This window comes from Serratia sp. (in: enterobacteria) (assembly GCF_052400455.1).
GTDB classification, from domain to species: Bacteria; Pseudomonadota; Gammaproteobacteria; order Enterobacterales; family Enterobacteriaceae; genus Serratia; species Serratia ureilytica.
This window is the reverse complement of record NZ_CP185812.1, coordinates 4,512,161-4,531,831: the sequence shown is the minus strand read 5'-3', so window position 1 is coordinate 4,531,831 and position 19,671 is coordinate 4,512,161. Positions and strand designations below refer to the sequence as shown.

Sequence of the window (19,671 nt, the reverse complement as noted above, 5' to 3'; positions counted from 1 at the left end):
TCGACCGGCTCTGAGGAGAAGGCATGACAGCTGAGCTACTGGTTAATATCACACCGTCTGAAACGCGGGTCGCCTATATCGATGGCGGCATTCTGCAAGAGATTCATATCGAACGCGAATCAAAACGCGGCATCGTCGGCAATATCTATAAAGGGCGCGTCAGCCGCGTCCTGCCGGGGATGCAGGCGGCGTTCGTCGACATCGGCCTGGACAAGGCCGCCTTCCTGCACGCCTCCGACATCATGCCGCATACCGAATGCGTCGCCGGCGACGAGCGGAAAAACTTCCACGTGCGCGACATCGCCGAGCTGGTGCGCCAGGGGCAAGACCTGATGGTGCAGGTGGTGAAAGATCCGCTCGGCACCAAGGGCGCGCGTCTGACTACCGACATTACGCTGCCTTCGCGCTATCTGGTCTTCATGCCGGGCGCGGCGCACGTCGGCGTGTCGCAGCGCATTGAAAGCGAAGCCGAGCGCGAACGCCTGAAGTCCATCGTTGCGCCGCACTGCGACGAGCTAGGCGGTTTTATCATCCGCACCGCGGCGGAGGGCATCGGCGAGGAGGAGCTGGCGCAGGACGCGGCGTTCCTCAAACGCCTGTGGACCAAGGTGATGGAGCGCAAGAAGCGCAACCAGACCAAATACAAGCTGTACGGCGAGCTGGCGCTGGCGCAGCGCATCCTGCGCGACTTCGCCGGCGCGGCGCTGGATCGCATTCGCGTCGATTCGCGGTTGACGCACGATCTGCTGGTGGAGTTTACCGGCGAGTATATCCCGGACATCACCCGCAAGCTGGAGCTGTACACCGGCAGCCAACCGATTTTCGATCTGTACGATGTGGAAAACGAGATCCAGCGCGCGCTGGAGCGCAAGGTGGAGCTGAAGTCCGGCGGCTATCTGATCATCGATCAGACCGAGGCGATGACCACCGTCGACATCAACACCGGCGCCTTCGTCGGCCACCGCAACCTCGATGAAACCATCTTCAATACCAACATCGAGGCGACGCAGGCCATTGCCCGCCAGCTGCGGCTGCGCAACCTGGGCGGCATCATCATTATCGACTTCATCGATATGAACAACGAAGAGCATCGCCGCCGGGTTCTGCACTCGCTGGAGCAGGCGTTGAGTAAAGATCGGGTAAAAACCACGATCAACGGCTTCTCTCAGCTAGGCTTAGTTGAAATGACGCGTAAACGAACGCGTGAAAGCATTGAACATGTGCTCTGTCACGATTGTCCTACTTGCAATGGGCGCGGCACCGTGAAAACGGTGGAAACCGTGTGCTACGAGATCCTGCGCGAAATTGTGCGTGTGCATCACGCCTACGATTCCGATCGCTTCCTGGTGTACGCCTCCGCGGCGGTCGGCGAAGCGCTGAAGAGCGAAGAGTCGCACGCGCTGGCCGAAGTGGAGATCTTCGTCGGCAAACAGGTGAAGGTGCAGATCGAACCGTTGTACAGCCAGGAGCAGTTCGACGTCGTCATGATGTAGCCCGCCCGACATCGGTAGGGGCCCGGCACGCCGGGCCCGTCAGTGCATAGATATTCCCGTTGCCAGGCAGCGGAGCAAGGAGAACTGCGTGAGGCGACTGCCTGGGATTCTGTTAGCAACAGGCGCCACCCTAATTGTGATTGTGGCGCTGCTGATCAGCGGGCTGCGCCTGATGCTGCCGAAGCTGAACGACTACCGCCCCCAACTGCTGGCGCAGGTGGAGAAGCTGTCCGGCGTGCCCGTGCGGATGGATTTCGTGCAGGGCAGTTGGGAAACGTTCGGCCCGCAGCTTGAAATGCGCAACCTGAGCGCTACGCTGCCCAAAAGCGATGTGCATATCGAGCGCGTGACGCTGGCGTTGGACGTGTGGCAGTCGCTGCTGCACTGGCGCTGGCAGTTCCGCGATCTGACCTTCTACCAATTCCGCCTCGATTTGAACGCCACGCTGGGCGGCGACCAGCAGGGCGAAGGCCTTGAGCCGGGCAGGATCAGCGATCTGATGCTGCGCCAGCTCGATCACTTCGATTTGCGCGACAGCCGTATCTCGTTCCTGACGCCCGCCGGCGCGCGCGCCGAATTTGACATTCCCCAGCTGACCTGGCTCAACGGCCGCGATCGTCACCGCGCCGAGGGGCAGATCAGCCTGTCGACGCTGAACGGCCAACACGGCGTGGTGCAGCTGCGCATGGACCTGCGCGATAATCAGGGCCTGCTGGATACCGGCACGGTCTACCTGCAGGCCGATAACATCGATATGAAACCCTGGTTTACCCGCTGGCTGCGCGCCAACACCGGGCTGGAAAGCGCAGACTTCAGCCTGGCGGCTTGGCTGCAGGTGCAGAACGGCCAGATCGCCGGCGGCAATGCGTTGCTCAAGCAGGGGGCGGCCAACTGGGACACCGGCGCCGCGCAGCACCGGCTGGACGTGGATAATCTGGCGCTGTCGCTGCGCCGCCAGGGCACCGGTTGGCAGCTCGACGTGCCGCAACTGCGGTTGAGCACCGACGGCCAGGCCTGGCCGCAGGGCGGGCTTTCCGCGCTGTGGCTGCCGGAAAACACCGAATTCATGGGGCCGGCGCAGAATGAAGAACTGCGTGTGCGCGCGACTGATATTCAGCTGGAGCGTCTGTCGGCGCTGTTGCCGACCTTCTCGTTCCTCAGCCCGGACGTGCTCGACCGCTGGAACGATCTGCAGCCGCAGGGGCAATTGGAAGCGCTGGCGCTGGACATTCCGCTCAAGCAGCCGGAAAAGAGCCGTTTCCAGGCGCTGTGGCGCGATGTCAGCTGGCAGCGTTGGGAACTGTTGCCGGGCGTTAACCACTTCTCCGGGGCGTTGAGCGGCGGGGTGGAGAACGGCCGCCTGACGCTGGGGCTCACCGACAGCATTCTGCCTTACGGCGACATGTTCCGCGCGCCGCTTGAAATCAGCCGCGCGCGTGGCGCGCTGACCTGGCGTTACAACGATCAGGGCTGGGAACTGGCGAGCCAGGGGCTGGACGTCAAGGCGAAGTCGCTGTGGGCCAACGGCGATTTCCGTTATCAGCAGCCGGCCAAGGGCGATCCGTGGCTGAACATCCTGGCGGGCATCCGCCTGTATGACGGCGCCGACGCCTGGCGCTATTTCCCGGAACCGTTGATGGGCAAGCATCTGGTGGACTACCTGAGCGGCGCCATTCAGGGCGGCCAGGTGGATAACGCCACGCTGATTTATTCCGGCGATCCGCAGCACTTCCCGTATCGCAAAAACGAAGGACAGTTCGAAGTCTTCGTACCGCTGCGCCATGCCACCTTCCAGTTCCAACCGGGCTGGCCGGCGTTGACCGATTTGGCGATAGATCTCGATTTCGCCAACGAGGGGCTGTGGATGCATGCGCCGCAAACCCGGTTGGGCAAGGTGGCGGGTAAAAATATCAGCGCGGTGATCCCGGATTACCTGAAAGAGCGATTGCTGATCGACGCCGAAGTCGCAGGTGCGGGCAGCGATGTGCATGACTACTTTATGCAGACGCCGTTGCACGATTCGCTGGGGGCGGCGCTGGAGCAGCTGCAAATTGGCGGCGATGTCAGTGGGCGCTTACATCTGGATATCCCGCTGGACGGCGAGCAGGTCAAAGCCACCGGTGAAGTGGCGCTGAACAATAATTCGTTGCTGATAAAACCGCTGGAAAGCGAGCTGCAGAAGCTCAGCGGCAAATTCCGTTTCAACAACGGCAATCTGGAGAGCGACACCCTGTCGGCCAACTGGTTCGGGCAACCGGTGGCGGTCAACTTCACTACGCAGGAAGGCGAGCGTGACTACAAGGTCAACGTTGGTCTGAAAGGAGACTGGCAGCCGGGCAAGTTCCCCGGCCTGCCGAAAGAGGCCGCCGATGCGCTCAGCGGCAGCGCGCCCTGGCAGAGCCAGGTGGCCATCACGCTGCCGCACCAAGGTTCGGCCAGCTACGATATCGGTCTCGACGCGGATTTGAAGAAAGTGAGCAGTCACTTACCTTCGCCGCTGGACAAGGCGCTGGGAGAGGCGCTGCCGGTGAACGTCAAGGTCAAAGGCGGTTTGAACGGCTTCATGTTGACCGGTAGCGCGGGCAAACAGAACCGTTTCAACAGTGAATGGAACTTCGATAAAAAACAGGTGAATCTGGCGCGCGCTGCCTGGCAAACCAACGGGGGCGGCACGCCGCCGCTGCCGGCCGGCAAGTCGATGACGCTGAATCTGCCGGCGTTGGACGGTGAGCAGTGGCTGGCGCTGCTCGCGCCGGCGCTGAAACAGGGCGGCGGCAGCGGCCAGGTGGGCGGTTTCAGCTTCCCCACCACCGTGGCGCTGACCACGCCGCAGTTGCTGTTAGGCGGCCAGGCCTGGCATAAGCTGACGCTGTCGGCCGAGAAACAGCTTGGCGCTACCCTCGTGAGCGCCAAGAGCGACGAAGTGGACGGCAGCCTGCGGGTGGCCGATCGCGGGCCGTGGCGCGCCGATATCAATTATCTGTATTACAACCCGCAGTTCGCAGAGACGAAAAGCGCGGCGGGTACGCCGCCGCCGCCGGAGAAAATCAGCTTCCGCGACTGGCCTTCGCTGATGTTGCGCTGCAAGTCGTGCTGGGTACTGGGGCAGAACCTCGGCAAGGTCGAGGCGGATCTGACTAATCGGGGCGATACTCTGACGCTGGATCACGGCCTGGTCGATACCGGCCAAGGGCGCATGACCGCCACCGGCCTGTGGAAACAAAACGCGCAAGAAGAGCGCAGCTCGCTGAAAGGCAAGCTGCTCGGCGGCAAGATTGATGAAACCGCAGCCTTCTTCGGCATCACCATTCCGCTCAAGGGAGCGCCTTACGACGTGGATTTCGATCTGTACTGGCATGGCACGCCGTGGCAGCCGCGGGTCGATACGCTGAGCGGCGCGTTGCAGGTCAAAATGGGCAAGGGCGAGATCGACAGCATGGGCGGCGGCCGCGCCGGTCAGCTGCTGCGGCTGGTCAGCTTCGACGCTTTGCTGCGCAAGCTGCAGTTCGACTTCAGCGATACCTTCGGCAAAGGCTTCTACTTTGATTCCATCCGCAGTACCGCCTGGCTGAAAGATGGCATAATGCATACTGATAATCTATTGATCGATGGCTTGGCGGCGGATATTGCTATGAGCGGCCAGATCGATTTGGCGCGCCGCCGCATCGATATGGAAGCGGTGGTGGCGCCGGCGATTTCAGCGACCGTCGGCGTGGCCACGGCGTTTGTCGTTAACCCGATCGTCGGCGCGGCGGTGTTCGCCGCCTCGCAGGTGCTGGGGCCGCTGTGGAGCAAGATTTCGCTGATTCGCTACCATATCGGCGGCGATCTCGACCAGCCGAAGATCAATGAGGTACAGCGTAAGTCAAAGGAGGATAAGGCGTCATGAGGAATGCTAACGTTGCGTTGTTGCAGTTGTGCAGTGGCGATCAGGTGCGCGATAACCTGGCCCAGATTGAACAGCAGATTAAGCAGCTCAATGCCGGGGTAAAACTGGTCATGACGCCGGAGAACGCGCTGCTGTTCGCCAACTCCGCAGCCTACCGCCAACAGGCGGAAAAACAGGGCGATGGCCCGCTGCAGAATGCGGTGCGCGAACTGGCGCGCCGCTATGGCGTGTGGTTGCTGGTGGGCTCGATGCCGCTCGTCAGCCGTGAGAACCCGGAGCTTATCACCACCAGCAGCCTGTTGTTCGACGAGCAGGGCGAGATCCGCGCCCGCTACGACAAGCTGCACATGTTCGATGTGGACATCAACGACGCGCACGGCCATTACCGCGAGTCGGATACCTACCAGCATGGGCAGCACCTGACGGTGGTGGATACGCCGGTCGGGCGTTTGGGCATGACCATATGCTACGATCTGCGCTTCCCCGCGCTGTTCCAGGCGCTGCGGGCGCAGGGCGCCGAACTGATTTCGGTGCCGGCGGCCTTTACGCGGGTAACCGGCGAGGCGCATTGGGAAATCCTGCTGCGCGCCCGAGCGATCGAGAACCAGTGCATGATCCTGGCGCCGGCGCAGGTGGGGCGCCACGGGCCGACCCGTCGCACCTGGGGCCACACGCTGGCCGTCGACGGCTGGGGCAAGGTACTTGCCGAGAACCCGGACGCCGTGGCGGCACTGAAGGTGCGCGTGGACGCCGCAAGCCTGAAAAATATTCGTGCGCAGATGCCGGTGCTGCAGCACAACCGATTCCAGACGTCGCTGACGGCGCCGTCTGACAAGTTATCCTCCAATCAAGAGTGAAACCATTATGAGTCTGACGTTTGTCAGTGAGCAGTTACTCGCTACCAACAAGCTGAGTCATCAAGACCTGTACTCGGTACTGGGTCAACTGGCAGAACGCCGTATCGACTACGCCGATCTCTATTTTCAGTCCAGCTATCACGAAGCCTGGGTGATCGAGGACGGCATCATCAAGGATGGCTCTTACAATATTGACCAGGGCGTCGGCGTGCGCGCCGTCAGCGGTGAGAAGACCGGGTTCGCCTATGCCGATCAGATCACTCTGAATGCGCTGCAGCAGAGTGCCCAGGCGGCGCGCAGCATCGTGCGCGAGCAGGGCGACGGGCGGGCGCATACCCTGGGCGAAATCGGTTATCGAGCGCTGTACCCGCTGCTCGATCCGCTGCAAAGCCTGCCACGCGAAGAGAAAATCGCCCTGTTGCACCGCGTCGACAAGGTGGCGCGCGCCGCCGATGCGCGGGTGCAGGAAGTGAACGCCAGCATCACCGGCGTTTACGAGCAGGTGTTGGTGGCCGCCACCGACGGCACGCTGGCGGCGGACGTTCGCCCGCTGGTGCGCCTTTCCGTCAGCGTGCTGGTGGAGCAGGACGGCAAGCGTGAGCGCGGCTCCAGCGGCGGCGGCGGCCGTTTCGGCTATGACTACTTCCTGGAAACCGTCGACGGCGACGTGCGCGCCGATGCCTACGCCAAAGAAGCGGTGCGCATGGCGCTGGTCAACCTCGGCGCGGTAGCGGCGCCGGCCGGCAATATGCCGGTGGTGTTGGGCGCCGGCTGGCCGGGCGTGCTGCTGCACGAAGCGGTGGGCCATGGCCTGGAAGGCGACTTCAACCGGCGCGGCACCTCGGTGTTCAGCGGCCATATGGGCGAGCTGGTGGCGTCTGAGCTGTGTACCGTGGTGGACGACGGCACCCTGCAAGGGCGCCGCGGTTCGCTGGCGATCGACGACGAAGGCGTGCCGGGCCAGTACAACGTGCTGATCGAAAACGGCGTGCTGAAAGGCTACATGCAGGACAAGCTCAACTCGCGCCTGATGGGCGTCGCGCCGACCGGCAACGGCCGCCGCGAGTCCTACGCGCATCTGCCGATGCCGCGCATGACCAATACCTACATGCTGGCGGGTAAATCGACGCCGGAAGAGATCATCGCCAGCGTTGAGTACGGCCTGTACGCGCCGAACTTTGGCGGCGGCCAGGTGGATATCACCTCCGGCAAGTTCGTGTTCTCCACCACCGAAGCCTATCTGATCGAGAAGGGCCGCATCACTAAACCGGTGAAGGGGGCGACGCTGATCGGCTCCGGCATCGAGGCGATGCAGCAGATCTCGATGGTCGGCAACGATCTGGCGCTCGATAAAGGCGTGGGCGTGTGCGGCAAAGAAGGCCAGAGCGTGCCGGTGGGCGTCGGCCAACCGACGCTGAAACTGGACACGCTCACCGTCGGCGGCACGGCGTAATTTTTTCCTCCAGGGGCCACGCGTTGGCCCCTCAATCATGCTCCATTTTGCGGCCTTTCTCGCATTCGTAACGCTAAGCGCGGCAGGACGCCGTAGCCTGCACGATATAATGGAATAAAATTGACGTGGCGAAAAAACAGAGCAATACGATGATGACGCGTCTGGCTATACCCGCCCGGCGTTGGCTGCTGGCGCTGGGCGTCCTGTCCTTGACGGGCTGCGCCCGCTCTGATGCGCTGTGGGGCGTAGTCGATAAGCTTTGCATGGCCAATTATCAGCAAAAGCGCGATCCGGCGCCCTGTGAGCAGATTTATATGCCGCAGGGGAAGGCCCTGGGCTTTAGCGTGCTGCAAAACCCGCGTTACCCCTATCATTTTATTCTGGTTCCGACGGCGCCGCTCTCCGGCATTGAAAGCCCGCAGTTGCTGGCCGGGGAACGGACGGACTATTTTGGCTATGCCTGGCTGATGCGTTATCGGCTGGCCGCTGAATATGGCGGGCCGGTGCCGGATGATATGTTGGGCATGGCGATCAACTCCGCATATGGCCGCAGCCAAAACCAATTGCATATTCACCTGACCTGTCTGCGTAAGGACGTGCGGCGTCAATTGCAGGCGGAACGCCCCTACATACAGGAACAATGGCGGCCCTTGCCGGATAAGCTGTTGCGCCACACCTACTACGTGCGCCGCGTGATGCAGCCAACCGCGATGGGCGTTTACCCGATTAAGGATCTGGCGGATTATTTCCATCTATCGCCGCCGCAGATGGCGGAATATGGCGTGGCGTTAGTGCCCACTACGTTTGGCGGCCAACAGGGGTTTATTTTGCTGGCCTCGAAGCGCGGCTGGGACGTCGGCAACCGCGCTTCGGTAGAATCGCTGCTGGATAAAGAGTGCGCGATTTTGCCGCGTTAATTTTGCGACATAAAATGACGCAGGTGAGAGCGGCGAGGCATCGCTCTCACCTCGTTGTCCCTACCTGAACCGCGCATCCCGCGCAAACAGAAAAGCGGCTTCCCGCTGGCGAGCATCGGCTTGTGCCTGATCCCCCTGATAGCGCAAGATCATGATCAGCGTGGCGTAGACGTTGGCGTCGATGCGGCGCTGCAGATAGGCATTGGCCCACTGCCGATAGCCGGTCAACAGGGCATCATCGCGCGTTTGGTTATAGACCAGCAGCGCGTGAGATTGCTCATCGAAGGCTTTGCGCTCCCGGTAGATCCAGGCGGCCGGCGGCGGCATCTGCTCGATGCTGTCGATGTTGGCCAGCATAGTGCGCTCCGACTGAGTGAGCGCCATGCGCCCTTGCCAGGCGAAGGCCGCCATCACCAGCACGCCGAGCGCCGCAAGCGCCACCGGCAGGCTCAGGGCTTTGGCGAACGGCAGCGGGCGGGGCTCGCCGGTTTGGCCGTCCAGCAGCGCCAGCAGCAGCAGAAACGCCAGCCAGTGCGGCGCAGACAGATAGAAAGGGTATTCCAGCTGAGTGTGTATCAGCATCGGCAGCAGCACCAGGAACAGGCCGACGCGCGCACCGTTCGGCTGTTCTCGATCCCGTTGCCAGGCGCTTTTCAGCAGCCGTACGCCGGCGGCAAGGACGATAGCGATACCCGCCAGCGCCGTCAGGCCGCCCTCGACCCACCACAGCAGGATTTCATTGTGCGGATGCCCGGCGACTTCCAGCACTTCTCTCCAGGGCATTGTCTGCAGGCGGAAATGCGCGAAGCTGTATTCAAAGCCGCCGTAGCCCCAGCCCAGCAGCGGCTTAGCCAGGATCATGGCGCCGACGTCGTGCAGCATGGTCAGGCGCGCGCTGTTGGAGAATTCGCGGTCGAGCAAGACGCTATTTGTCTCCAGACCGAAACCGGTGAACAGCACTGTCAGACCGATCGCGGCGCCCAGCAGCAGCGCGCCGCCGGCCCAGCGGCTTGCGGCCGGGCGTTGGTGGGCAAAGCGCCACAGCAGCAGCGCCGCCGCCAATGCGGCCCCCAACCAGGCGGCGCGCGACTGGATCAGCACCAGCAGGGCGGAGAAAGCGGCCAGCAGCGCGAGCAGCGGGATTTGCCGCCGCGTCGGCGCAGAGTAGGGAGCCAGCAGCAGCCAGAGCGCCAAAGCCAGCCCGGTGGCGATAAAGCTGCCCAGCACGTTCGGCTGCTGAAAGACGCCGTAGACCCGGCCGCCGTTAGGGGATACCCAGGCCAGCGAGGGGGCGAACAGCTGTAAAGCCGCCAACAACGCCTGAATGCCGACGGCAAACAACAGGCCGAACAGCAGCAGCTCGCGCTGCCGGGCGGTGACGCGCAGCTGCAGGCAGGCGACATAGAACAACCAACCGCCGAGCAGGCCGGCGCAGCGCCACAGGGCGTCTTCGCGCCATTCGGGGCGGGTATACAGCAACGGCAGCGCCAGCAAGGCGATGCCGAGCAGCAACAGGCGCGCGGTGGGCGTGAGCGAAAGGCGGATGCGACCCAGGCAAACGGTAAACGTCACGATCAGCGTAGTAAGCGCCATGACGCCCCAGGCCAGAATGTTTTGCGGCAGCGCCAGACCGTCGCCGCCCATGTTGGGGTAATAAATCGGCAGGACCGCCGCCATCCAGATCAGCAGCAGGGGCAGCACGGCGATGGTCGCTGCGTTAGCGGGAGATTTATCGGCCATGGTTAACCTGCCAAGGCCTGATAGCGTTTATTAAATGCATGTTTTGATTATTCCCTATCCTTTATCCTGGTATTGAAGTGCGTGTAATGTTGAAATCGAAAGTGTCTCACGGGAAATTTAAACCGTCTTTATGGTAAAACGATAAATAATGTTTGCCCTGAGAATGCGCGAGGCTGTTTGCCTAAAGAAAGGTTAAGCCGTGTTTTTCACTCGCAAAAGGCATTTTTGTTGTTTGCAAAAACAGACGTGCCATTTTCTCAAATCTATTGTTATTCAGTCAATTTTTAATCTTAATATTGTTTTTATTAATTAAAATCAATATGTTGCCTGTGGTTCTTGCGTGCGTGGATATCGTGGGGCATCCCGGCAATGGTCTATATTGGCAGGCAGTGTGAAGAATAAAAGTGGTATCTGCTTGTTTAATTGATGCCGTCAGTGGCGGCGTGAGGGCGGAGATTTGCTTCATCGTTTCCCTTTGCTGGTTTTTAAATTCAATGTGATTTTCATGGTTTTAATTTTATTAAGATTCTTACTGTCTTTATCTGTTTTTTTAAATTTTCATGAAATAATTTATTATTAGGATTGTTCTGCTGCATTGGAAATAAAAGCGGTTATGGCTTGAGCCTCCCGTTGCCGCGGCAGAATACAGACTAACGCGCCTGCCCAAGCGCGTTAATCTCGTCTCTTGTGCGCTTACTCCACGTCGCCGATCCGCTCCAGCGCATCCACCACCAGATTCCAGAATTTATCCTGATCCAGTTTGACCGCGACCTGGGTGTGGCAGTCCGGCGGCGGCGGCGCGCGGAAGTCCGCGACCGTCATGCCCAACGTCAGGGTGCCGGTCAGCTCGATATCCACCGGCACTTTGCGCACCGACATAACGCTCGGATCGATCACATAGGCCACTGCGCAAGGATCGTGCACCGGCGGGGCGCTGAAGCCCTGCGCCTGCTGATACATATGGCCAAAGAATGCCAGCAGTTCGCCGACGAAGGCGGCCGGCCGGGTGCCGAGGGCGGCGATGCGTTCGCAGACTGCCGGCGTGGCCAGCGCCTGGTGGGTGAGATCCAGCCCGACCATGGTCAGCGGCCATTTTTCATTGAACACGATGTGCGCCGCCTCGGGATCGATTTTGATATTGAACTCCGCCACTGCGCTCCAGTTGCCTACATGATAGCCGCCGCCCATCAGCACCACTTCCTTGACCCGCTCGGCAATGCGCGGCTCTTTACGCACCGCCATGGCGATATTGGTCAGGCCGCCGGTCGGCACCAGCGTCACGCTGCCGGGCGGGTGAGCCATCACGGTATCGATGATCAGATCCACCGCGTGGCGCGAGTCCAGCTGCAGGTGAGGCTCCGGCAGCACCGGGCCATCGAGGCCGGAGTCGCCGTGAATGTCGGGCGCCACTTCGATATTGCGCACCAGCGGGCGCGGGCAGCCGGCGGCGAAGGGCACGCCGGTGATATTGGCGATGCGCGCCACCGCCAGGGCGTTGCGCGTCACTTTGTCCAGCGTCTGGTTACCCACCACGGTGGTGACCGCCAGCAGGTCGATCTGCGGATTGCCCCAGGCCAGCAGCAGGGCGATGGCGTCGTCATGTCCCGGGTCACAGTCCAGTATGATTTTTTTCATGGTTATTCCTGATGCAGGGAGAGGTTTCCGCAGCATAACGCAGCACGGCGGCGTGGGATAATGCCGATGGTGCTTTTGTTAGCGGCATCAAAGCCTTGCCATTATTACGATGTAATGAAACGTAAATCTTCATCGCCGGGCTTTACCCTGGAGTTTACTCCAGGGTTTACAGTGAGCTTCAGCGTGAATGCACAGAGGAGAGGCGGGATGAGCTTACTGAAAAGGTTGTTGGGGCAAGGCGGTATTAACGGCGGTCATCGGCGCGCGGGCCACGGCGGTGGCCACCATGGCAACCGCTATAGCCAGCATGGCGAACAGGGGCCGCAGTGCCCGGAATGCCGGGCCGTGAATAAGCCGGGCGCGCGTTATTGTCACCGCTGCGGCCAGCCGTTTGCCGCGGTGAGCGCCACCTGCGGACAGTGCGCCGCGCCGTTGCCGCCGGGCAGCCGCTTTTGTCCGCAGTGCGGCGGCGGTGTGCCGTGAATCGGGGCGGCTGGACGGTCGCGCTGCTGCTCGGCGCCATGGCGCTGTGGACGTTGCTGGCCTGGGGCGTATCCGGCCTGCTGACCTGGCTGCCGACGTTGGCGGAGGCGGCCGGAAACGCAACGTTGCCGGTGAACGGTGCGCTGAGCCTGGTGCCGCAGACGGTGTTGGACGCCTGGCTGCCGTGGCTGAAACAGCTGGGCAACGGGCTGGCGAGCTATTTTCCTCTGCTGCTGGCCTGGGCGGGCTACGCCGTCTGGCTGCTGTGGGGCATCGGCATGTTGGCGCTGATGCTGCTGGCCGCGCTGGCGCGCCGCTATTTAAGCGCTGCTCAGCGATAGCCCTGATAGACCGCCGCTACGCGTTCGAAATAGTCGGTTAAATAGTTGATGCACACCTGCACCTTCAGCGGCAGTTTGTCCTTCTCGGTATAGAGCGCGTAGATCGGCCGCGGATCCGAATGGTAGCTTTTGAACAGGATCTCGATCTCGCCGCGTTTGATCTCTTCGATCACCCACATCAGCGGGGCGTAGGCGATGCCGGCGCCGTTTTTCAGCCAACGGATCATGGTGGAGGAGTCGTTGGTGACGAAGCGCCCCTGCGGGGAAATGCGCGTGGTGATGCCTTCCGGCGACATCAGTTCGAATTCGCTGTCGGGCCGCACGCTGTACTCCAGCCAGGAAAAGTTGACCATGTCGCTCGGCTTCTGCGGCGTGCCGTGCTGGCTCAGGTAGCTTTTGGCGGCGCACACCACCATCGGCATCTGCCCCAGGCGGCGCGAGAACAGACTCGAGTCTTGCAGCGCGCCGGTGCGGATCACCAGATCCAGCCCGTCGGTGATCAGATCCGGCGCCGGTATGCCGGTCACCAGGTTGACCGTCAGACCCGGGTACTCTTTCATCATCTCGGCGGTCATGTTCGCCAGCACGTTTTGCGCCATGGTGGACGAGCTGCCGATGCGCAGCGTGCCGGCGGGCGTATTGTTAAACGCGTACAGCTGCTCATGCACTTCGCTGACTTCCTGCAGCATGCGTCGGCAGCCCTGATAGTAAATCTTGCCGGCCTCGGTCAGGCCGATGCTGCGCGTGCTGCGGTTCAACAGCTTGACCTGCAGCTCATTTTCCAGTTTCGAGACGGTTTGGCTGATCGATGAAACGCTCATGTCGAGTTGACGCGCGGCCGCGGTAAACGACCCGAACTCAACCACTTTGGCGAATACCGACATGCGTTTTAATCTTTCCATTATTCACTCTGGCTTAAAAGTGATTTAGATCACAGATTGTTGATGCCTTGATAGTAAGCAGGCTAATATAACGTGGTCGGGTGAATAGACCTCACCAACGTGCGAGAGCGAGCGGCGACGTCATCCTGCCGCTCCTCCGGCACCCTCGCAATCCCTGTCGTGGATGTCTGCCCCAAAGTTTAACCTTTTTTCGGGTTCGTGACCTGGACAAGCTGCCTGGTCAAGATTTGTGGCGCGCGCACGCTAAAATGTAAAGAGAATGTGAATGGCGAGACTTGTCTTTCCCCGGCGCAGTGAACAATAAGGAAAAAGTGATGAGTTTGCTTCCGGTTATGGTCATCTTCGGACTGTCGTTTCCGCCGGTGTTTTTCGAGCTGCTGGTGTCGCTGGCGCTGTTTTTTCTTTTGCGCCGCCTGCTGCAGCCGACGGGGATTTACGATTTTGTCTGGCATCCGGCGCTGTTTAATACCGCGCTGTATTGCTGCTTGTTTTATCTGATTTCGTGTCTTTTTGTTTGAGGTCGCTGTGAAAAATTTTTCGATAAAAATAACCCGAATCGCGATCACTTTGATTCTTGTGCTGCTGGGCATTGCCGCGGTATTCAAGGCCTGGGTGTTCTACACCGAGTCGCCGTGGACGCGTGACGCCAAGTTCACCGCCGACGTGGTGGCGATCGCGCCGGACGTCAGCGGCCTGCTGACCGACGTGCCGGTAGTGGACAACCAACTGGTCAAGAAAGGCCAGGTGCTGTTCGTGGTCGATCGGCCGCGTTATGAGCAGGCCTTGGCGGAAGCCGGCGCCGACGTCGCCTACTATCAGACGCTGGCGGCGGAAAAACGGCGTGAGGCCGGCCGCCGCGTGAAGTTGGGCGTGCAGGCGATGTCGCAGGAAGAGATTGACCAGTCGAACAACTCGCTGCAGACCGTGCAGCACCAGCTGGCGAAGGCCATTGCGGCTCGCGAGCTGGCGCAGTTGGATCTGGAGCGCACCACGGTGCGCGCCCCGGCCGATGGCTGGATCACCAACCTCAACGTACACGCCGGTGAATACATCACCCGCGGGTCGGTCGCGGTGGCGCTGGTGAAGAAAGATTCCTTCTACATCCTGGCGTACCTGGAAGAGACCAAGCTGAACGGCCTGAATAAGGGCGATCGCGCGGAGATTACCCCGCTCGGCAGCAACCGCATCATGCACGGCACCGTCGATAGCGTGGCGGCGGCGGTGAACAACAGCAGCAGCACGGTGAACAACAAAGGGTTGGCCTCGATCGACAGCAACCTGGAGTGGGTGCGCCTGGCGCAGCGCGTGCCGGTGAAGATCCTGCTGGACGCCAAGGACCAACAGCATCCGTACCCGGCCGGCACCACCGCCACCGTGGTGATCGTCGGCAAGAACGATCGCAATGCCGACAGCGGCTCGCCTTTTGTGCGCCTGATGCACCGGCTGCGTGAGTTCGGCTAATGAGCAGCCCAACCTTTATCCGGCTGAGATTTGCCTTCAAACTCAGCTTCGCGATTGTGTTTGCGCTGTTCGTTGGCTTCCATCTCAATCTGGAAACCCCGCGCTGGTCGGCGATGACCGCCGCCATCGTCGCCGCCGGCCCGGCCTTTGCCGCCGGCGGTGAACCCTTCTCCGGCGCCATTCGCCATCGCGGCTGGCTGCGCATCATCGGCACCTTTATCGGCTGCTTCGTCGGCCTGCTCATCATCATCACCACCGCCCGCGCACCGGTAGTGATGCTGATGCTGTGCTGCATGTGGGCCGGTTTCTGCACCTGGCTCTCTTCGCTTATCAAGGTGGAGAACTCCTACGCCTGGGGGCTGGCCGGCTATACCGCGCTGATCATCATCGTGACGGTCGCCACCAGCGAGGCCCACCTGCTGGAAGCGCCGCAGTTCGCCATCGAGCGTTGCAGCGAGATCGTGCTGGGGATCGTCAGCGCCGTGTTGGCCGATCTGCTGTTTTCGCCGCGTTCGATCAAGCAGGACATCGATCGGGCGGTGGATAAGCTGCTGGTGGATCAATACCGCCTGATGCAGATGTGCATCAGCCATGCCGATAAAGAGGACATCGACCGCGCCTGGAGCAATCTGGTGAAGAGCACCACGGCGCTGGACGGCATGCGCAACAACCTGATGATGGAATCCTCGCGCTGGCAGAAGGTCAACCGACGGGTGAAAGCGCTGCATACCCTGTCGCTGACGCTGATCACCCAGGTCTGTGAAACCTATCTGATCTTGTTGAATCACCCGCAGGCGCTGAAAGAAAGTTTGCGGGAACAGCTGATGGTTCCGGCGGAGACCCCGCAGGAGATCCACAAGCGCATGAAGCTGTTGCGTCAGGTGCTGACCACGCATCGCTCCGAGGAAACGTTGCCGACCATCACCGGCTGGGTCGGCGCGGCGACGCGCTACCTGCTGCTGTCGAAAGGCGTGCACACCAACTGCAGCATCAGCGCGGTGGAAGAGGGCGTCTTGAGCAATGAAACCGTGGTCAAGCCGACCTCGGCGGAAGGGCATCACGCGATGATCAACGGTCTGCGCACCTTTGTGGCGACGGCCTTCGGCTGCCTGCTATGGCTGTGGACCGGCTGGACGTCCGGCAGCGGTTTTATGGTGATCATTGCGGTGATCACCTCGCTGGCGATGCGCACCCCGGCGCCGCGCATGGTGGCGATGGATTTCGTGCTGGGCATGCTGGCGGCAATCCCGGTCGGTTCTCTGTTCTTCATGGTGATCCTGCCGGCGACCCAGCAGAGCATTTTGCTACTGTGTCTCAGCCTCGGCCTGCTGGCGTTTTTCATCGGCATCGAGGTGCAGAAGCGGCGGCTCGGTTCGCTGGGGCTGTTGGCGGGGACCATCAACATTCTGGTGCTGAGCAACCCGATGGAGTTCAACGTGACCCAGTTTCTCGACGGGGCGCTGGGCCAGTTCCTCGGCAGCTGCGTCGGGCTGATGGTGCTACTGCTGATCCGCGATAATTCGCGCGAACGAACCGGCCGCACGTTGCTCAACCAGTTCGTCAGCAGCGCGGTGTCGGCGCTGACCACCAAGGCGGCGCGCCGTCGGCAAAACCACCTGCCCGCGCTGTATCAGCAGCTTAATCAGCTGCTGATGATGTTCCCGAACGACATCGCCAAGTATCGTCTGGCGCTGAACCTGATCATCGCCCACCAGCGCATGCAGCGAGCGGAAATTCCGGCCAGCGAAGAGCTGTCGGCCTTCCACCGCCAGATCCGCAGCACCGCCGATCGGGTGGTCTCCGCCAAGAACGACGTCAAGCGCGCCTACTACTACGATCGCTTGCTGGGCGAAATGAACGAGTACCAGCAGAAGCTGGTCGACAATCAGGCGCCGCTCAGCGTCACCGGGCCGGTGAAACGCCTGGCCGACATGCTGCACCGCTATCGCCACGCCTTGATCGATTGATGCGTTCCCTCCTGTTGCGCCGCGCTGTGCGGCGCCTTCCCTGACTATACTGTAAGCAGTCGTTGTTTGGCGGGCCGTCTCAGAGCAGGCGGCTCGTTTTCAGAGAGACTCCGAGTGCCAGAACGGCTGGAAAGTGGCATCATTGACATGAATGGATGAAACCCTCACCGCCGCGAAAACGCAACGTGTCGGTCATCTTAGTTTCATCCAGGTCGACTATATACCTAACTAGCCTGGGGGAGCTGCGGCGCCTCCGGCGGCATAATTTCAGGGAATGTCATGAACAAGCGGATTCTGTTGGCGATTGTCATCGCCGTGGTCATCGCCGTCTTCAGCGCGTTGCGCGGCAACGAGCACCGTGCGATTGGCGGCAATGCGGCGGTGGTGCAAGCGCCGGCGGGGCAGCAACAGAGCATCGATCGGCTCACGCAGCAGCAAACGGTGGTGAGTTACCTGCAGCAGCATCAGCGGCTGCCGGATTATTACATCACCAAGAAGCAGGCGCGCGAGCAGGGCTGGGACCCGCGTTCAGGCAACCTCTGTTCGGTATTGCCGGGCAAGGCGATTGGCGGCGATCGATTTTCTAACCGTGAAGGGCAACTGCCGAGCGCCGGCGGCCGGGTCTGGCGTGAAGCGGACATCAATTACCAGTGTGGCCGGCGCGGCGCCGATCGCCTGCTGTATTCGAGCGACGGTCTGATCTTCGTCTCGCGTGACCATTACAAAAACTTCATTCGTGTGGAGTGAGTTTGATGGCAAAAGTAGAGTTTGATTTTGAGCAGATCCAGGATGTGCCGGCCTTCTACCGCGATTTCGCGCATAAGTTTGCGCTGGACGAGGGGTTTGGCGCCAACCTCGACGCGCTGTGGGACGTGGTGACCGGCGATATCGGTCTGCCGGTGGAAATCGAGTTCACCCACCTCAATGCCCGCAGCAAACGTCGTTTTGGCGCGATCATTCTGCTGTTTGAAGAAGCGGAAGAAGAGCTGGAAGGCAGCCTGCGTTTCAATATCCGCGAAAGCAGCGGCGAACCGGCGCATCACCGGGGATGAAACGGGTTCATCCCGGGATGGCGGCGGCGCTTAGTCAGCCGCTTCGGCCAGCTCGCGCAGGTATTGGAAGATCTGGCGGTAAGCCTTAGGCGGCTTGTTGACGGCCTTCTCTTTCTGCGCATTGCGCACCAGTGAACGCAGCTGTTGACGATCGGCGGCCGGATACAGATCCAGGATCGACGGAATGACGTCATCGCCTTCTTCCACCAGGCGGTCGCGCAGCGCTTCCAGCTTATGGAACAGCGAAACCTGCTGGTTGTGGCGGTTTTTCAGCTTGTCGAGCGCGGTCTGGATCGGCTCGATATCGCGGGCGCGCAGCATCTTGCCGATCAGCTGCAGCTGACGGCGACGGCCTTCTTTCTTGATCTTCTGCGCCAGCTCGATGGCGGCGCGCAAATCTTCGTCCAACGGAATGCGATCCAGCGCGTTTTTGCCCAGATCGACCATTTCGGCCCCCAGGTCTTTCAGCGCTTCGGCATCACGTTTAATTTCACTTTTACTGACCCAGATAATCTCGTCATCGTCCTCGTTTTCATTCTCCGGGACATCGTCGAGCCAGTCTTCAGGCTGTTTGTTCATGGTAGGCTCCGTTAAAAAGAGGCTAATCCTAACAGGTTGTCCGGCAACCCGCCAATTGAGTGCCCTGAGCAAACTGAGTATAGCTGCCGCGCTGGGGCATTATCATGTCTAGGTTCCTGTCCTCTGAATTCATGCTGTTGTTTTTATCATCATGTTTGTATAAAATTTTATACAAAATGAGGTGGTATTCATGGATGATGGCATCGAGAAAGCCATTGATTGGCGCGGTTCATCGTTAGAGGATTTGTTGGCCTTTCCAATAGATGCGCGAAAAGCGGCAGGATTTGAACTGAGTAAAGTGCAAAGAGGTTTGGAGCCCGGTAATTGGAAAACGATGACCAGTTGTGGAAGTGGCGTTATCGAAATCCGTTTATATGCCATCGGCGGAGCGTTCAGGGTGGTCTATGTGGCAAAGTTTAGCGAAGCGATCTACGTTCTGCACAGCTTTCAAAAGAAGGCGGAGAAAACCAGCCGCCACGATATTCAGATAATCAAAGCGCGTTATGACGCGGTCATTAATGAGCGGAGTAAAGGTCATGACCAAGCCGATTGATACCGGTTCGCGCCACATTACGCCAGCAGGCGGCAATGTGTTTGCAGATTTGGGGTTTTCCGCCGATGAGGCTCGGCAATTGCAAGCACAGTCCAATGCGGAGATTGCGCAGCTTATCGCACTAAAAAAACAGCTGATGGGAGAGATCAGCGCGTGGATTGAGGAAGAAGGCTATCGCCAGGAAGAGGCGGCGCGTTATCTGCACACTTCCCGGCCGCGCGTGTCCGACGTGGTGAATCAGAAAACCGAGAAATTTACGTTGGATGCGTTGGTCAACATGATGGCGAATATCGGCAAGTCGGTAAAACTTATCGTCGAGTGACGCGCGAGTTTTGTATTTTATCCCGGT

18 protein-coding genes are annotated in these 19,671 nt (G+C 60.5%); 14 read left to right on the top strand and 4 right to left on the bottom strand.

Annotated features, from left to right (window positions below; translation table 11 throughout):
- Positions 1 to 23: 23 nt before the first annotated feature.
- The 5 genes from rng to ACORQT_RS21805 all read left to right on the top strand — a co-directional run bounded on the left by rng (position 24) and on the right by ACORQT_RS21805 (position 8,609).
- Positions 24 to 1,493: a ribonuclease G gene (rng, locus tag ACORQT_RS21825; protein WP_019453170.1), complete on the top strand. Its 1,470-nt coding sequence runs from the start codon at positions 24 to 26 to the stop codon at positions 1,491 to 1,493.
- Between the two features lie 88 nt (positions 1,494 to 1,581).
- On the top strand, positions 1,582 to 5,382 hold the full coding sequence (yhdP, locus tag ACORQT_RS21820; protein WP_164058035.1) for an AsmA2 domain-containing protein YhdP: 3,801 nt from the start codon (positions 1,582 to 1,584) through the stop codon (positions 5,380 to 5,382).
- Complete coding sequence (gene nit1, locus ACORQT_RS21815) at positions 5,379 to 6,239, top strand: deaminated glutathione amidase (protein WP_033644455.1); 861 nt, start codon at positions 5,379 to 5,381, stop codon at positions 6,237 to 6,239. Before yhdP ends, nit1 begins: the two co-directional genes overlap by 4 nt.
- A 7-nt stretch (positions 6,240 to 6,246) precedes the next feature.
- Positions 6,247 to 7,692 (top strand): metalloprotease TldD, encoded by a 1,446-nt coding sequence (gene tldD / locus ACORQT_RS21810; protein ID WP_164058034.1) that lies wholly within the window; start codon positions 6,247 to 6,249, stop codon positions 7,690 to 7,692.
- A 152-nt stretch (positions 7,693 to 7,844) separates the two neighbouring features.
- Positions 7,845 to 8,609 (top strand): CDP-diacylglycerol diphosphatase, encoded by a 765-nt coding sequence (locus ACORQT_RS21805; RefSeq protein ID WP_164058037.1) that lies wholly within the window; start codon positions 7,845 to 7,847, stop codon positions 8,607 to 8,609.
- 60 nt (positions 8,610 to 8,669) lie between these two features.
- On the opposite strand, the gene ACORQT_RS21800 is transcribed toward ACORQT_RS21805, so the two are convergent.
- Entirely contained in the window at positions 8,670 to 10,349 is a 1,680-nt protein-coding gene (locus ACORQT_RS21800; RefSeq protein WP_033651237.1) for a PglL family O-oligosaccharyltransferase, read from the bottom strand.
- A 693-nt stretch (positions 10,350 to 11,042) separates the two neighbouring features.
- Complete coding sequence (uriH, locus tag ACORQT_RS21795; protein ID WP_164058165.1) at positions 11,043 to 11,984, bottom strand: uridine-preferring nucleoside hydrolase UriH; 942 nt, start codon at positions 11,982 to 11,984, stop codon at positions 11,043 to 11,045.
- 207 nt (positions 11,985 to 12,191) lie between these two features.
- Here uriH and ACORQT_RS21790 point away from each other — a divergent pair, with 207 nt between their 5' ends.
- Both ACORQT_RS21790 and ACORQT_RS21785 read left to right on the top strand, forming a co-directional pair.
- Positions 12,192 to 12,467: a zinc ribbon domain-containing protein gene (locus ACORQT_RS21790; RefSeq protein WP_033644459.1), complete on the top strand. Its 276-nt coding sequence runs from the start codon at positions 12,192 to 12,194 to the stop codon at positions 12,465 to 12,467.
- A complete protein-coding gene (locus ACORQT_RS21785) occupies positions 12,464 to 12,808 on the top strand; it encodes a hypothetical protein (RefSeq protein ID WP_164058166.1) in 345 nt (114 codons plus the stop codon). The genes ACORQT_RS21790 and ACORQT_RS21785 overlap by 4 nt, the downstream gene beginning before the upstream one ends.
- Here the strand turns inward: ACORQT_RS21785 and aaeR are convergent.
- Positions 12,799 to 13,710: an HTH-type transcriptional activator AaeR gene (aaeR, locus tag ACORQT_RS21780; protein ID WP_004936950.1), complete on the bottom strand. Its 912-nt coding sequence runs from the start codon at positions 13,708 to 13,710 to the stop codon at positions 12,799 to 12,801. The genes ACORQT_RS21785 and aaeR overlap by 10 nt on opposite strands.
- 314 nt (positions 13,711 to 14,024) lie before the next feature.
- On the opposite strand from aaeR, the gene aaeX reads away from it, so the two are divergent.
- From aaeX to ACORQT_RS21755, 5 genes are all read left to right on the top strand, one after another.
- Entirely contained in the window at positions 14,025 to 14,228 is a 204-nt protein-coding gene (gene aaeX / locus ACORQT_RS21775) for a p-hydroxybenzoic acid efflux pump operon protein AaeX (RefSeq protein WP_004936952.1), read from the top strand.
- A 7-nt stretch (positions 14,229 to 14,235) separates the two neighbouring features.
- Positions 14,236 to 15,171: a p-hydroxybenzoic acid efflux pump subunit AaeA gene (gene aaeA, locus ACORQT_RS21770; protein WP_033644462.1), complete on the top strand. Its 936-nt coding sequence runs from the start codon at positions 14,236 to 14,238 to the stop codon at positions 15,169 to 15,171.
- Positions 15,171 to 17,138 (top strand): p-hydroxybenzoic acid efflux pump subunit AaeB, encoded by a 1,968-nt coding sequence (aaeB, locus tag ACORQT_RS21765; RefSeq protein ID WP_164058167.1) that lies wholly within the window; start codon positions 15,171 to 15,173, stop codon positions 17,136 to 17,138. The genes aaeA and aaeB overlap by 1 nt, the downstream gene beginning before the upstream one ends.
- 279 nt (positions 17,139 to 17,417) lie before the next feature.
- Positions 17,418 to 17,885, top strand: coding sequence for a ribonuclease (locus ACORQT_RS21760; RefSeq protein WP_033644465.1), 468 nt, complete (start codon positions 17,418 to 17,420; stop codon positions 17,883 to 17,885).
- Between the two features lie 5 nt (positions 17,886 to 17,890).
- Complete coding sequence (locus ACORQT_RS21755; RefSeq protein WP_033644909.1) at positions 17,891 to 18,190, top strand: barstar family protein; 300 nt, start codon at positions 17,891 to 17,893, stop codon at positions 18,188 to 18,190.
- A 30-nt stretch (positions 18,191 to 18,220) separates the two neighbouring features.
- Here ACORQT_RS21755 and yjgA read toward each other — a convergent pair whose 3' ends face one another.
- Positions 18,221 to 18,769 (bottom strand): ribosome biogenesis factor YjgA, encoded by a 549-nt coding sequence (yjgA, locus tag ACORQT_RS21750; RefSeq protein WP_164058168.1) that lies wholly within the window; start codon positions 18,767 to 18,769, stop codon positions 18,221 to 18,223.
- Positions 18,770 to 18,959: 190 nt separating this feature from the next.
- Between yjgA and ACORQT_RS21745 the strand changes: the two genes are divergently transcribed.
- Together ACORQT_RS21745 and ACORQT_RS21740 are read left to right on the top strand one after the other, a co-directional pair.
- Complete coding sequence (locus tag ACORQT_RS21745) at positions 18,960 to 19,322, top strand: type II toxin-antitoxin system RelE/ParE family toxin (protein WP_033651242.1); 363 nt, start codon at positions 18,960 to 18,962, stop codon at positions 19,320 to 19,322.
- Complete coding sequence (locus ACORQT_RS21740) at positions 19,306 to 19,644, top strand: helix-turn-helix domain-containing protein (protein WP_033651243.1); 339 nt, start codon at positions 19,306 to 19,308, stop codon at positions 19,642 to 19,644. Before ACORQT_RS21745 ends, ACORQT_RS21740 begins: the two co-directional genes overlap by 17 nt.
- Positions 19,645 to 19,671: the final 27 nt, after the last annotated feature.